Source organism: Streptomyces sp. STR69 (assembly GCF_024519455.1).
Lineage (GTDB): Bacteria > Actinomycetota > Actinomycetes > Streptomycetales > Streptomycetaceae > Streptomyces.
Map to the genome: position 1 here is coordinate 217,168 of NZ_JALJRY010000009.1, position 13,210 is coordinate 230,377.

A 13,210-nucleotide genomic window follows, 5' to 3' on the forward strand; every position below is an offset into this window, starting at 1 on the left:
CGACGGGGCATCCGCGTCACCCACCCGCGCCGCGACCGCCGCACCGTCCCCGGTGGCGAGCGCCACCCGGGTGCCGACCCCGGTCCCCAGCGCCACCACCGACCCGCGCGCGAGCGCCGAGCCCTCCGCCGAACCGACCGTGGCGCCGAGCCAGGTCGCCACCGTCCCCCGCGGCGCCCCGGACACCGGTGTCGCGCCGGCGTCGAAGTCGTCGGGCGACCTGTCGACCACCCTGATCGGCGGGGCAGCCGCCGCGGCCGTCGTCGGTGGCGGCGCCTTCGTCGTCGTACGGCGCCGGAGGGCGACCGGGGCATGACCTCGCTCTCCAGGCGCGCCTTCGTCACGGCATCGGCGGCGGCCCTGCTCACCGGCTGCGGCGGCGGACACGGGACCGCCCCGACCACGAACTCCGCCGCGAAGCAAGGGAGTTCGGGGCAGGGTGGTTCGCAGCCGGGGAGTCAGACGTCCTCGGCGCGGACCGGCACCAAGGCGGTGCACGCCCTCGCGCGGTCCGTCCCGGTCACCCTGCGCGTCCCGGCCATCGGGGTCGACACCCCGGTCATGCAGCTGGGGCTGGCCGCGGACGGCACCGTGCAGGTGCCGCCGATCACGGCGCACGACCGGGCGGGCTGGTACCGGTACTCGCCGACCCCCGGCCGGACCGGGCCGTCGGTGATTCTCGGGCATGTGACGGTCGGCGCGTACGGGGACGGGGTCTTCCGCCACCTCGCGCTGCTGCGCGTGGGGGAGCGGATCGACGCGGTCCTGGAGAACGGTACGACGGCCACGTTCACCGTCACCGCCGTACGGACGGTCGCCAAGGCCGACTTCCCGTCGGACGAGGTGTACGGGAACGTGGACCGCCCCGAACTGCGGCTCATCACCTGCGGCGGGACCCGTACCGGTACGGGATATCTCGACAACGTGATCGTCTTCGCGGCACTGACCTCCGCGAGCCCCTGACCCGGTCCGGATCCCGGACCGCCGGAACCCGTGCCGGCGGTCCGGGGTCTTCCCCGGTGAACCTCACCACCCCCCTACGGAGCATGTTGAAACGGTCCCGCGAGACGGCAGCGTCCGAACTGTTCGCCGCCGTCTACCCGCGCCTCGCCGGCTGGTGCCGCCGGCTCGTCGACGACGACGAGACGGCCCACGAGATCGCCTCCGAGGCCTTCACCCGGCTCTGGGCCCGCTGGACGAAGGTGGCGGAACCGCGCGGTTTCCTCTACGTCACCGCGGCCAACCTGGTCCGGGACCACTGGCGCAAACTGGAGCGCGAACGCCGGGCCGTGCGCCGCGCCACCACCGAGGAAGCGGTACGACCGCCCGCCGAACAGGCCGACCCGTCCGTACGGCTGCTCGTGCAGTCGCTGCCGGAACGACTGCGCGTCCCGATCCTCCTGCACTACTACGCTGACATGCCGATCCGGGAGGTGTCCGTGTTGACCGGGCGCAAGGAAGGAACCATCAAGGCCGACCTCCACGCGGCCCGCGAACTGCTCCGAGCCCATCTGAGGAGAAGCCTTGACCACACACTTTGACGAGGAGGACGAGGGGCGGGAGCCCGACTTCGCCCTCGACGACCCCCTCACGGTCATCCTGCGGCCCTCCTCCGCCGAGTACCTGGGCCCGCCCCCCGGCCGCTACGAGTCGATCCGCCGCGGCGCGCACCGCCGCCGCCTGCTCCGCGCGGCGGCCGGCGCCGGCGCGACCTGCGCGGTCCTCGTCCTCGCCGCCCTCCCGTTGCGCCTGGCCCACCACGACGCACCGGTGACCCCCACGGTCCCCCTCGCCCCACCCCCCGCGAGCAGCACTCCCACGACTCCGGCCCCCCTGCCCGCCACCAAGGCGCCCAGCGCCAGCGTGGACCCGAGTCGCACGAGCGCCCCCACCACGGAACCGTCCAGGACCCCCACGGCATCGGCCTCCGCCACGTCCCGAACCGTCGCCCCCTCGGCCGTACCGACCCGCACGCGGTAACTCCCGCACTCCTGACCCCTCGCAGCAGGCATTGCGCTGGGACGCGTGGTGACGGAGGACAGAGCCGCCGATTGTTTTGAACGTGTTCAATTATGGGCGTAGGCTGCCGCCATGAACGACAGAGCCGCCCTCCTGAAGGGCATCCGCGTCTGGCTTGGCCTGTTCGTCGTCTGTCTGGTGCTCAGCGGCGCCACCGCCTTCCCGCTGGTCCACGAACTCCGCTGGACCGAGGGCGTGTTGACGTCCCTGTCCGTACCGCACCACCTGCCCGCCCTCGCGGACTGGATCGAGCGCGTACGCCAGGGACTCGACACCGCCGACACCGACTACCCCTTCCTCCTCTACGGCACGGACTGGCTGGCCTTCGCCCACCTCGTCATCGCGGTCGCCTTCTACGGCCCCTACCGCGACCCCGTCCGCAACATCTGGGTCGTCGAGTTCGGGATGATCGCCTGCGCCGGAATCATCCCGCTCGCTCTGGTCTGCGGACCGATCCGCGGAATTCCCCTCTGGTGGACGGTGATCGACATGTCCTTCGGGGTCATCGGGATCGTCCCGCTGTACGTCGTACGGAAGAAGATCAAGCGCCTGGAAGCAGTACTCGCGCCAACTCCCGCCCCCGCACCGGCTACTTGAGCGCGGCCAGCGCGATCCGCATCGCGACCGCGTTCATCGACTCGCCCTTGGCGTCCGTCGAGTCGACCGAGTAGACGAGCGTGCGGGACAGGTCGCGGGTGGCGAGGACCACCGTGCTGTAGCCGTACCGGGCACCGGACTTGAGCCAGTACACCTTCCCGCCGTACTCGAAGCGCTGGAGCCCGGCGCTGTAACCGGCGCCCTCGACACCGGCAGGCACCGTGAACATCTCCTTCAGCTGCGGCCCCGGCACGATCCGCCCCCGGAACAGCGCCGTGACCAGCCGCTCCAGATCGGCGGTCGTCGAGATCATGTCGCCGGCCGCCCACCGGTCCGCCTGGTTCCAATCCGTGACGTCGACGAACTTCGTTGTGCCGTCGGCCTGTTGGACCACCTGGTAACCGTGGTTGTGCGGGCCGCGGATCCGCGGGTCGGTGCCGGGGAAGTACGTGTCCCGCATGCCTGCCGGCCGCAGCACGAGCCGGGTGGCCTCCGAGGCGTACGAGTGTCCCGTCACTCTCTCGACCAGCAGGCCGAGGATCGTGTAGTTGATGTTGAGGTAGTCCTGCCGCTCACCCGGCCGGAACTCCGGCCCCTTCGCCACCGCCGACGCCACCACCTCCCTCGGCGTGAGCGTGTCGAAGCGGTGCGCGTACTGGTCCTCGAAGGCGTCCCCGAAACCGTCACCGGCCTGGATACCACTCGTGTGGTTCAGCAACTGCCGTACGGATATGGGCTCGAAGGCCTTCGTGAGCAGCCCCGGCAGATAGTGCTGGACCGGTGTGTCCAGGTCGACCTTCCCCTGCGCCGCCAGCCGCAGCACGGTCGCAGCCGTCACGACCTTCGTCGTCGAACCGGCCCGGAAACGCGCGTCGGGATCGGCGGCGGCACCGCTCTCCAGATCGTGCACCCCGGCACTCCCGCGCCAGCTCCCGTCCGTCCCTCCCACCCGCACGAGAGCCGCCGTGGCATCCGCGTCCGGCAGCCCGGCGAGCGCCGCGCGCAGCGCCTCGGCGTCCGGACCGGCCGTCCCCCGTACGGCAGTCGAGGCGGACGAGGACACGGCGAACGCGGGTGCGGCCAGCGGCCCGGCCGCGAGCGCGAGGACGAGGGAGGCGGTGAGGACGGTGGTGCGGCGGCGGGCGCGCATCGGCTGCTCCTGGAATCTCCGGCGGGTGTCGGTGATCAGCCTCGTCCGGTACGCCCGTTCCCGGATCGTCGGCGAGGAGGGCACCCGCCCCTGGTGACACCCGGACCAACTCCCTTACAGGGCAAGGGATTTACCCGGGTTTCCCCCTACGGGATCCGACTCGGCGCCGTAGCGGCCGTAAAAACTGTTATCGCCGAACCCTTCACTCCGTCTCCCCCTGCGTCCCCAGTCCCCTCACGCACCGGAGCCACCCACATGGCCACGCATGCACCCGAGCCGACCAGCCCGTCCGAGCCGACCGGCGCCCGCAAGCCCGCGAACAGGCACCGCCTCACCCGCCGGGGCCTGTTCACGCTCGGTGGCGGAGTCGCGGCGGCGGGAGTCGTCGGCGGCGGGATCGCCGCGTTCTCCGGCGGCGGCGCGGATGCCGCGCAGCCCGGCACGGGCACGGCCATCGGCACCGCCACCGCCCGGCCGCAGGCTCTGATCCACCCGGGCATGCTGCACAACGCCGGTGACCTGCACCGCGCCAAGGTCCGCGTCGCCGCCCGCAAGGCCCCCTGGCTGAAGGGCTGGACGCGGCTCACCGACAACAGGCACTCCGCGAGCACCTGGCAGCCCCGCCCGCAGGCCGTCGTCGTCCGCGGCGGCACCGGCCAGAACTACGTCACCCTCTACAACGACATCCACGCCGCCTACCAGAACGCCCTGCGTTGGCAGATCGGCGGCACCAAGGCCAACGGCGACACGGCCGTCGCCATCCTCAACGCCTGGTCGGCCACGCTCACTTCGGTCAACGGCAACGCCGACCGCTTCCTCGCCTCCGGCATCTACGGCTACCAGTTCGCCAACGCGGCCGAACTCGTCCGCGACCACCCGGACTTCGAGTTCGCCCGCTTCAAGAAGATGCTGCGCACCGTCTTCATGCCGATGAACACCGACTTCCTGACCAACCACAACACCGCCAACATCACCAACTACTGGGCCAATTGGGACCTGTGCAACGTCGCCTCCCTCATGGCCACCGGCATCCTGTGCGACGACCGCGCCACCTTCGAACGCGCGGTGACCTACATGAAGTCCGGTGCGGGCAACGGCTCGTTCAAGCACGCCATCCCCTTCGTCTACGGCGGCCAGAACCTCGCCCAGTGGCAGGAGAGCGGCCGGGACCAGGGCCACACCATGATGGGCATGGGCCTCATGGGCGCGATCTGCGAGATGGCCTGGAACCAGGGCGTCGACCTCTACGGCCACCTCGACAACCGGTTCATGAAGGCCGCCGAGTACGTCGCCAAGTACAACCTCGGCGCGGCCGTGCCCTTCACGACGTACGCCTGGCGCAGCGGACAGGGCGCCGGACGATACATGGATCAACCTGTGATCTCCGACATAGCCCGGGGCGCCGTTCGCCCGGTTTGGGAGATTCTGTACAACCACTACGCCCGTCGACGGCGCCTGAGCACCCCGTTCATCACCCTCATGGCTGAGAAGGTGCGTGCGGAGGGCGGTGGCGGCGACTACGGGCCCAACAGCGGCGGCTACGACCAACTCGGCTTCGGAACACTGCTGTACAGCAAGTGACACCGTCGTCGACCACGTGACACCGGGGAGGGCGAAGGGCGACATGGACGGACGGCAGTGGCACTCGACCATCGCGGCGGCACAGGCCGGTGACCGGCGGGCCCTGGACGAACTGGTCGCGGGCTGGCTGCCGTTGGTCTACAACGTGGTCGGCCGCGCCCTCAACGGCCACGCCGACGTGGACGACGTGGTCCAGGAGACGATGCTCCGCGCAGTCGACCACCTCGGCTCGCTCCGTGACCCCGACAGCTTCCGGTCCTGGCTGGTCGCGATCGCCATGCGCCAGATCCGGGACCGGGCCCGCCGCCGCAAGTCCCCCGACCAACTCCCGGACGGGCTACCGGGCGACGCTGCCGACTTCGCCGAACTCACGGTCCTGCGGCTCCAGTTGGAGGGCCAGCGGCGCGAGGTCGCGGAGGCGGTGCGCTGGCTCGACGACGAGGACCGACAACTCCTCTCCCTGTGGTGGCTGGAGGTCGGCGGCGAACTCACCCGCCGCGAACTGGCGTCGGCGGTGGGCATCAGCCGCCAGCACGCGGCGGTCCGCGTCCAGCGCATGAAGGAACGCCTGGAGACGGCCCGGGGCATCGTCCGCGCTCTCGACGGCGCCTGCCCCGATCTCCGCGAGGTCACCGCCCGCTGGGACGGCCGCCAGGACTCGGTCTGGCGCAAACGCCTGGCCCGCCACCTACGAGGCTGCGCCTACTGCGGCGACCCCCGAGAGTCCGTCGTACCGGCGGAACGCCTCCTCGTCGGCATCGCCCTGGTCCCCCTCCCGCTCGGCTTCACCTTGTCACTGGCCTTCGGCGCGAAGACGGCGGCTGCGGCGGGAATGGCGGGGGCGGCCTTTGCGGCCGGGGCAAGTGGGACGGGTGGGGCGAGCGGGGCGGCTGGCGCGGTGGGGGCTGCTGGTGTCGTCGGGGCGGGCGGGTCCGTGGGGGCGGCAGGAGCGGCGGGCTCCGTGGGATCGGCGGGTGCGACGGGTGCGGTGCACGGGGCCGGGGCCGTGGGTTCGGCGGGCGCGGCCGGAGTCCCGGGTGTCGCGGGGGCCGCCGGTTCCGCCGGTACGCCCGCCGGGTGGTCGGCCAAGTTGCTGGGGGTGTTGACCAAGCCCGCCGTCGCCGTGGCAGCCGGTGCCACGATCGCCGCCGGCGGCCTGTACGCAGTCACCCACACCCCGGACGACCCGCCCCCGAAGGCCCTCACCCCCACAGTCACGGCTGGTACCTTCCCCGCCCCGTCCGCCACCGGAGCGCCCGCGTGGTCCACCGCTCCCTCGCCGACTCCCACCCCCTCCCCGTCGAAGACGACCACCACCCCCTACGGCTCGGTCGTCGACGCCGTGGACCGGGCCCCGAACCCCGACACCCCACCCGCAGCGCTCCCGCACCGCCCGGCCGCCGGCCTCACCAGCACCGGCGGAGCGCACGCCACCATGAACCACCGCGGGGACAACGTGACGCTCAGCGGCCAGGGTTACGTCCTCGTCCGCTGGCAGATCTCACCGCAGTACCGCTCCGGCGCGCTGGTCATGCCGAGTTGGACCGCTCTGAAGGGCAAGCTCTTCCACGTGGCCTCGGGCGGCGGTCGCCGCATGGACGACCCGGTCAGCACCACCGACCCCACCGCCACCGGCATGGGCAACAAGACCATCGGCTACGACGTCCTGCCCACCGGCACCCAACAGATGTGGCAGAACGAGTACTTCTACGTCGACGGCAGCGTCACCCTCACCGTCAACGAACGCGGCGCCGACTACGGCCTCAACGTCTTCCCCACCACCTGGGACGCCGTGGAGCAGGACATCACCACCGGCCCCACCCAGGGCGCGACCCGCTACGGCCTGACCCGCGACACCGGAAAGGACAACGCCCCGGTACCCCAGTACGTCACCCGCACCACCCCGGCCGACCCGGCGACGGTCGCTCAGGCCTCCCGGGTCTGACCACCCCGCGCGCAGTCGTCCTGCGCGGCCACGACCTCGTCCCCGTGCTCGAAGGCCCAGGCCCCGAACGCGTCGATCGGTTCGAGCAACGTCCGCCCCAGCGCCGTGAGTTCGTACTCCACCCGCGGCGGCGAACCACCGTAGGACCGCCGCGCCCACAGCAGCACTACGCAGTCCAGGTGTTGCCGAGCAGCTCGAAGGCGAGCCGGGCCCGGCAGTCGGCGAGAAACACGGGGTCGGAGGTCACGCACCACATGGTGCCCGAGCGGCTTCCTACTGTCGTGCCATGCGAAGAGGAACGGAACCGCGCGCCCCCGCCGCCGCCCTCACCCCTTCTTCCTGAGCCCGCACAGGACACCGACGCGGTTGGTGGTGATCGAGTCGACGCCCAGGTCGAGCAGACGGCGCATCGAGCGTCGGGTGTCCGGGGTCCAGACCGACAGGAGGTAGCCGTCACGGTGGACCCGGGCGACGAGGTCCCGATCGACCAGTGTGAAGCGGTAGTTGAGCCAGCGCGGCCGTACCGCTTCCAGTACCGCGGGGCGCGGCGGCGCGAGCGAGGTCCAGGTCAGGGCGATCTCGGCGGACGGGTCGGCCGCGCGCACGGCGAGCATCGAGTCGGCGCCCGCGCAGTAGTACGCCCGGTCGTCCGCCCCGTACTCGCGGATCACGTCCACGATCCGGCGCGCGGCCCGCGGGTCGGCCGCGCCGGGCAGGTCGACCATCACCCGGCTGCCCTCGGTCGCGGCCAGCGCCTCCACCAGCGTCGGCACCCCGCCGTCCGTGAGCCCGCGCACCTCGTCCACCGACAGCGACTTCAGCGGTCGGTCCACTTCCCACAGCCGTTGCAGCGTCTCGTCGTGCAGCAGCACGGGCACGCCGTCACGGGTCACTCGTACGTCGAACTCGACGGCGTCCGCGCCCTGTTCGAGCGCGGAACGCAGTGAGTCGACGGTGTTCTCACGGGCACGGTAGGGGTCGCCGCGATGGCCCACGGCGGTCACGTTCTCCATGGGCTCATTGTGCTGGTTGTCGCGGGAGCGCCGACCGTCAGGGCGCGAGCCACGCCGAGGTGTAGGTGTCGATCTCCTCGTTGATACGGGCCTTGCCCGCCGCGTCGAGGAAGGAGGCCGCCACGGCGTTCTTCGCGAGGTCGGCGACACCGCGCTCGTCGAGGTCGAGAAGGCGGGCGGCGACCGCGTACTCGTTGTTCAGGTCGGTGCCGAACATCGGCGGGTCGTCGGAGTTGATCGTCACGAGCACCCCCGCCCGGGTGAACTCCGTGAGGGGGTGCTCGTCGAGCGTGCGGACCGCGCGGGTGGCGATGTTCGAGGTCGGGCAGACCTCCAGCGCGATGCCGTGCTCGGCGAGATGGGCGAGCAGCTTGGGATCCTGCGCGGAACTGGTGCCGTGTCCGATGCGCTCGGCGCGCAGCTCGTTCAGGGCGTCCCACACCGTCTCGGGCCCGGTGGTCTCACCGGCGTGCGGCACGGAGTGCAGGCCGGCCGCGATGGCCCGGTCGAAGTACGGCTTGAACTGCGGCCGGGGCACCCCGATCTCCGGCCCGCCGAGCCCGAACGACACGAGCCCCTCCGGCCGCAGCCGGTCATCGGTCGCGAGCCGCACGGTCTCCTCGGCCGCCTCCAACCCCGCCTCACCGGGAATGTCGAAGCACCACCGCAGTACGGTCCCGAACTCGGCCTCGGCCGCCTTGCGGGCGTCCTCGATCGCGTCCATGAACGCCCGCTCGTCGATCCCGCGCCGCGTCGACGAGAACGGCGTGATGGTCAGCTCGGCGTACCGCACCTGCTGGCGGGCCATGTCCCGGGCGACTTCGTAGGTCAGCAGCCGTACGTCCTCCGGCGTGCGGATCAGATCCACGACCGACAAATACACGTCGATGAAGTGCGCGAAGTCCGTGAAGCTGAAGTAGTCGACCAGGGCCTCGGGGTCGGTGGGCACCGTGGAGTCGGAGTGCCGGGCGGCCAGCTCCGAGACGATCCGCGGGGAGGCGGAACCGACGTGATGGACATGCAGCTCGGCCTTGGGCAGCCCGGCGATGAAGGCATGCAGCTCGCGGGCCTGACCAGCGGCGGGTACGGCGCTGTGGTCGGACAAGGTTCCTCCCCGGAACGGCGCCCCGGGCAGTGCCGTACGGGACGCGGGTGATCGGCTGATCGATGACTCGGGATCATCGTAGGCCGGGGTGGGCGGGGACGAGGGTGGGGACGGAGTCGGGCGGGTTGGGGTGGGTTTGGGTGGTTTAGTTTGGGTTGGGTTGAGGTGGTGTGGAGTGGGCCGGGGCTGGTGGGGGGTGCCGGTGGCGGTGGACGGAGGGCGCCGGCCGGGATCGGCGGTGCAGTTCGTAGTGTCCGGTGGGGAGTGGGGAGCGGCGGGGGGTGATGGCACTGGTCGGGATCGATGGTGCTGTTCGTTGTTTCCAGCGGGCGGTGCGCGGTGGGCGGTGGGCGGCAGCCGGTCGCGTCGGCCCGGAGCGGAGCGGTGGGTGTCGTTCGTGGTGTCCGCCGGGCAGCGCGCGGCTGATCGCGCCCGGTCGGGACCCGTGGTGCCGCCCGTGGTGCCGTCCGTGATGTCCGGTCGGGCCGACGGCACCCGTGCCCGCCCGTGTAGCGGAACTGTCAGGGGAACGCTCTAGCATGGTTCGCCTGACGATCGACCAACGGGGACGGGGACGGGACATGGGGGACCAGACACAGCCGGACGGTGGCCCGGGCGCGAACGACGACCCGTGGGCGCCCCCGGAAAGCAGGCCATCACTGGAGAAGGGCGCACAGCCGCCCGCCCCCGGGCCACAGCCTTACCCACCCGCCTCCGGCCAGCACACACACCCGCAGGACCAGCCACCCGCCGCTGCCCAGTCCCAGCAGCCTCCGCCGCAGTCGCCGTCCCTGCACTACCAGCCCACCATGACCGCCCTCCCGACCGACGGCTTCGCCCCGCCTGCTTCCGGGACGCCTGGAACCCCACCCGCTTCAGGCGCACCCGGCTACGGCCACCCCGGCACACCCCCGGGCCTCCCCAGCTACGGCGCTCCCGGTTACGGCCCGCCCAACGCCCCCGCCGGACCCGGCATGCCGGGCGCCCCGGGAATGCCTGGCGGCTACGGCTACCCCGGCTACCCCGGCTACCCGCAGGCCTACGGCTGGCCCGGTATGCCGATGGCTCCGCAGAACAACCTGGGCACCGTGGCCCTGGTGCTGGGCATCCTGTCCTGCTGCCTCTTCTGCATCTACGGCATCGTCTCCGTGGTCCTCGGTGTCATCGCCATCGTTCTCGGTGTCAAGGGCAAGAAGCGGGCCGACCGGGGCGAGGCCACGAACCGGGGTCAGGCCCAGGCTGGTCTGATCACGGGCATCGTCGGAATCATCCTCGGCCTCGCCGTGATCGCCCTGCTGGGCATCAGCTTCGCGGCCTACGAGCACGAGCGGGACAACCAGGACTCCGACTCGACGTCGTCCTACAACTCGGCCCCGAGCCTGTCGGCACCGCCCCTGACACAGCGCTGACCACAACAACCGAACCCCTCCAACACACCCCCGGCGGCTCGCCCCCGCCCCCTACCCCAACCGCCCCCGCGCCTCCATCAACGCGAACCCGAGCAGGTTCGGCCCCCGCCACCGCTCGGGATCCTCCGCCGCCGGGTCGTCCGCTGCCAGGCCGATGCCCCATACGCGGTCCACCGGGCTCGCCTCGACCAGCACGCGCTCACCCGTGCCCAGCAGAAACGCCCGCAGTTCCTCGTCCGCGGCGAACTTGTGGACGCTCCCCTCGACGACGATCCCGAACCGCTCCCGCGTCCAGATCTCCTCGTCGAAGCCGCGTACCAGGCGCCCCGCCTTCTTGGCCGCGGACGGATGTCCCGCCGCCAGCACCCGCGCGAGAGCGTCCTCGTCGCCGAACAGCCGCGCCTTGCCCGCCATCATCCAGTGCTCGGCGGTCGCATAGGTCACCCCGTCCACTGTGAACGGCGACGGCCACCACTGGCTCAGACAACTCGCGCTCACGCGGCCGTCCGGGCGTGGCCGGTGGCCCCAGAAGTGCAGGTACTTGACCCTGGTCCCGGCGCGCACTTCCCTGATCAGGGCTTCCTGCGAATCGATCTTTTCCGCGGCGTCCGCCGCGAGCTTCCCCGTGATCCCGTCCATACGCGCGAGTCTTGCAGGCACCACTGACACTCCGTCCCCCCTTTTCCACACGGACTCGACACCTGGTCGAAGGATTCCGTCGCGTAACCAAAAGGCAACAACGGAATCACTTGTTGGAGTCCCTTTGCTCTGTCAGGATCGGCATTCAAATCGAGCTGGAGCTACGCCACCCGCCAGCGGACGAAGCGGGGCGAAGGCGGAGGAGAGCGACATGCACCACCCGGGCAGCGAGACCCCGGAACGATTCCCCGCTCAGGAGTTCTTCGCGGACGGCGCGCAGTTCATCGCGGGCCGCCTGACCAAGGGCACCTCGGGCCGTACCCACGCGGTCGTCGACCCCGCCACCGGCGAGGACGTGTACACGTACGAGCTGGCCGGCACGGCGGACGTGGACGCGGCCGTGGCCGCCGCCCGCGCCGCCTTCCCGGGCTGGTCGGGCGCCACCCCCGGCGAGCGCTCCGACGCGCTGCACCGCTTCGCCGCCGTGCTGGCCGAGCGCGCGGACGACTTCGCCCGCGCCGAGTCCCTGCAGTGCGGCAAGCCCCTCAAGCTGACCCGCGAGTTCGACATCCCCGGCACCATCGACAACACGGCCTTCTTCGCCGGTGCCGCACGGCATCTGCAGGGGCAGTCCGCCGGTGAGTACTCGGGCGACCACACGTCGTACGTACGCCGTGAACCCATCGGTGTCGTCGGCTCCATCGCGCCCTGGAACTACCCCCTCCAGATGGCCGCCTGGAAGATCCTTCCGGCGATCGCCGCGGGCAACACGATCGTCCTGAAGCCCGCCGAGCTGACCCCGCTCACCTCGCTGATGTTCGCGCAGGCCGCCACCGAGGCCGGCATCCCGGACGGTGTCATCAACATCATCACGGGGACGGGGAAGGTCGCCGGTGAGCATCTGGTCGGCCATCCCGATGTGGCCATGACGTCCTTCACCGGGTCCACCGCCGTCGGCAAGCGCGTCGCCGAGATCGCGACCGCCACCGTCAAGCGCATCCACCTGGAGCTCGGCGGCAAGGCACCCTTCGTGGTCTTCGACGACGCCGACCTCGAAGCCGCCGTCAACGGAGCCGTCGCCGGTTCGCTCATCAACACCGGGCAGGACTGCACGGCCGCCACGCGCGCGTACGTGCAAAGGCCCCTCTACGAAGCGTTCGTCCAGAAGACCGCCGCCCTCATGGCGAGTGTCAGGGTCGGCGATCCCTTCGCCCCGGGCACCGACCTCGGGCCGCTGATCTCGCACGTCCAGCGCGACCGTGTGGCCGGGTTCGTCGACCGGGCGCGTGGCTACGCGCGCGTGGTGACCGGCGGCGAGGCTCCTCAGGGAGATCTCAAGAACGGCGCGTACTATCGCCCCACCCTGGTCGCGGACGCCGCCCAGGACAGCGAGATCGTGCAGTCCGAGCTGTTCGGACCGGTCCTCGTAGTGCTGCCCTTCGACACCGACGACGAAGGCATCGCGCTCGCCAACGACACCCCGTACGGCCTCGCCGCCTCCGCCTGGAGCCGGGACGTCTACCGGGCCAACCGCGCGACCCGCGAGATCAGGGCGGGCTGCGTGTGGATCAACGACCACATCCCGATCATCAGCGAGATGCCCCACGGCGGCTACAAGGCGTCCGGCTTCGGCAAGGACATGTCCGCCTACTCGTTCGAGGAGTACACCCAGATCAAGCACGTCATGTTCGACAACACGGCGGTGGCCCGCAAGGACTGGCACCGCACGATCTTCGGGGACCGATAGCAGAA

Annotated in this window: 12 protein-coding genes and 2 pseudogenes; 9 read left to right on the forward strand and 5 right to left on the reverse strand. The window is 71.2% G+C overall.

Translation table 11 applies throughout. The features are described from left to right. The 5 genes from OC490_RS19115 to OC490_RS19135 all read left to right on the forward strand — a co-directional run. A partial coding sequence (locus OC490_RS19115) for a Tat pathway signal sequence domain protein (protein WP_262059156.1) occupies nt 1-316 on the forward strand: 316 nt, incomplete at its 5' end. Further along, the gene (locus tag OC490_RS19120) at nt 313-963 is read left to right on the forward strand and encodes a class F sortase (RefSeq protein WP_262059157.1); all 651 of its coding nucleotides are present in this window, start codon (nt 313-315) and stop codon (nt 961-963) included. The genes OC490_RS19115 and OC490_RS19120, both read left to right, overlap by 4 nt. A gap of 86 nt (nt 964-1,049) precedes the next feature. After that, nucleotides 1,050-1,541 (forward strand): RNA polymerase sigma factor, encoded by a 492-nt coding sequence (locus OC490_RS19125; protein WP_262059250.1) that lies wholly within the window; start codon nt 1,050-1,052, stop codon nt 1,539-1,541. After that, nucleotides 1,525-1,980, forward strand: a complete 456-nt coding sequence (locus OC490_RS19130) for a hypothetical protein (protein WP_262059158.1) — start codon at nt 1,525-1,527, stop codon at nt 1,978-1,980. The genes OC490_RS19125 and OC490_RS19130 overlap by 17 nt, the downstream gene beginning before the upstream one ends. A gap of 111 nt (nt 1,981-2,091) precedes the next feature. Beyond that, nucleotides 2,092-2,616, forward strand: coding sequence for a hypothetical protein (locus tag OC490_RS19135; protein ID WP_262059159.1), 525 nt, complete (start codon nt 2,092-2,094; stop codon nt 2,614-2,616). On the opposite strand, the gene OC490_RS19140 is transcribed toward OC490_RS19135, so the two are convergent. Continuing rightward, a complete protein-coding gene (locus OC490_RS19140) occupies nt 2,609-3,766 on the reverse strand; it encodes a serine hydrolase domain-containing protein (protein WP_262059160.1) in 1,158 nt (385 codons plus the stop codon). The genes OC490_RS19135 and OC490_RS19140 overlap by 8 nt on opposite strands. A 255-nt stretch (nt 3,767-4,021) precedes the next feature. On the opposite strand from OC490_RS19140, the gene OC490_RS19145 reads away from it, so the two are divergent. Both OC490_RS19145 and OC490_RS19150 read left to right on the forward strand, forming a co-directional pair. Then, a complete protein-coding gene (locus tag OC490_RS19145) occupies nt 4,022-5,347 on the forward strand; it encodes an alginate lyase family protein (RefSeq protein ID WP_262059161.1) in 1,326 nt (441 codons plus the stop codon). 43 nt (nt 5,348-5,390) lie between these two features. Then, nucleotides 5,391-7,292, forward strand: a complete 1,902-nt coding sequence (locus OC490_RS19150) for an RNA polymerase sigma factor (protein WP_262059162.1) — start codon at nt 5,391-5,393, stop codon at nt 7,290-7,292. Here OC490_RS19150 and OC490_RS19155 read toward each other — a convergent pair. The 3 genes and pseudogenes from OC490_RS19155 to OC490_RS19165 form a co-directional block, all read right to left on the reverse strand. Next, nucleotides 7,274-7,539, reverse strand: a pseudogene (locus tag OC490_RS19155) (winged helix-turn-helix transcriptional regulator). The gene OC490_RS19150 and the pseudogene OC490_RS19155 sit on opposite strands and share 19 nt — an antisense overlap. Nucleotides 7,540-7,618: 79 nt before the next feature. Continuing rightward, nucleotides 7,619-8,305 (reverse strand): glycerophosphodiester phosphodiesterase, encoded by a 687-nt coding sequence (locus OC490_RS19160; RefSeq protein ID WP_262059163.1) that lies wholly within the window; start codon nt 8,303-8,305, stop codon nt 7,619-7,621. 37 nt (nt 8,306-8,342) lie between these two features. Next, nucleotides 8,343-9,497, reverse strand: a pseudogene (locus OC490_RS19165) (adenosine deaminase); the annotation flags it as partial. Between the two features lie 494 nt (nt 9,498-9,991). Between OC490_RS19165 and OC490_RS19170 the strand changes: the two are divergent. Further along, entirely contained in the window at nt 9,992-10,819 is an 828-nt protein-coding gene (locus OC490_RS19170; RefSeq protein ID WP_262059164.1) for a DUF4190 domain-containing protein, read from the forward strand. A gap of 51 nt (nt 10,820-10,870) precedes the next feature. On the opposite strand, the gene OC490_RS19175 is transcribed toward OC490_RS19170, so the two are convergent. Next, a complete protein-coding gene (locus tag OC490_RS19175) occupies nt 10,871-11,458 on the reverse strand; it encodes an NADAR family protein (RefSeq protein ID WP_262059165.1) in 588 nt (195 codons plus the stop codon). A gap of 211 nt (nt 11,459-11,669) precedes the next feature. Between OC490_RS19175 and OC490_RS19180 the strand changes: the two genes are divergently transcribed. Then, nucleotides 11,670-13,205 carry a gamma-aminobutyraldehyde dehydrogenase gene (locus OC490_RS19180; protein WP_262059166.1) on the forward strand — a complete coding sequence of 512 codons (1,536 nt, stop codon included), beginning with the start codon at nt 11,670-11,672 and terminating at the stop codon, nt 13,203-13,205. Nucleotides 13,206-13,210: the final 5 nt, after the last annotated feature.

What these genes read in the sequence shown, in the direction of transcription:
- OC490_RS19140 (WP_262059160.1), bottom strand. Translation starts at nt 3,766, where the DNA reads ATGCGCGCCCGCCGCCGCACCACCGTCCTCACCGCCTCCCTCGTCCTC.
- OC490_RS19170 (WP_262059164.1), top strand. Translation starts at nt 9,992, where the DNA reads ATGGGGGACCAGACACAGCCGGACGGTGGCCCGGGCGCGAACGACGAC.
- OC490_RS19145 (WP_262059161.1), top strand. Translation starts at nt 4,022, where the DNA reads ATGGCCACGCATGCACCCGAGCCGACCAGCCCGTCCGAGCCGACCGGC.
- OC490_RS19150 (WP_262059162.1), top strand. Translation starts at nt 5,391, where the DNA reads ATGGACGGACGGCAGTGGCACTCGACCATCGCGGCGGCACAGGCCGGT.
- OC490_RS19160 (WP_262059163.1), bottom strand. Translation starts at nt 8,305, where the DNA reads ATGGAGAACGTGACCGCCGTGGGCCATCGCGGCGACCCCTACCGTGCC.
- OC490_RS19180 (WP_262059166.1), top strand. Translation starts at nt 11,670, where the DNA reads ATGCACCACCCGGGCAGCGAGACCCCGGAACGATTCCCCGCTCAGGAG.
- OC490_RS19135 (WP_262059159.1), top strand. Translation starts at nt 2,092, where the DNA reads ATGAACGACAGAGCCGCCCTCCTGAAGGGCATCCGCGTCTGGCTTGGC.
- OC490_RS19120 (WP_262059157.1), top strand. Translation starts at nt 313, where the DNA reads ATGACCTCGCTCTCCAGGCGCGCCTTCGTCACGGCATCGGCGGCGGCC.
- OC490_RS19175 (WP_262059165.1), bottom strand. Translation starts at nt 11,458, where the DNA reads ATGGACGGGATCACGGGGAAGCTCGCGGCGGACGCCGCGGAAAAGATC.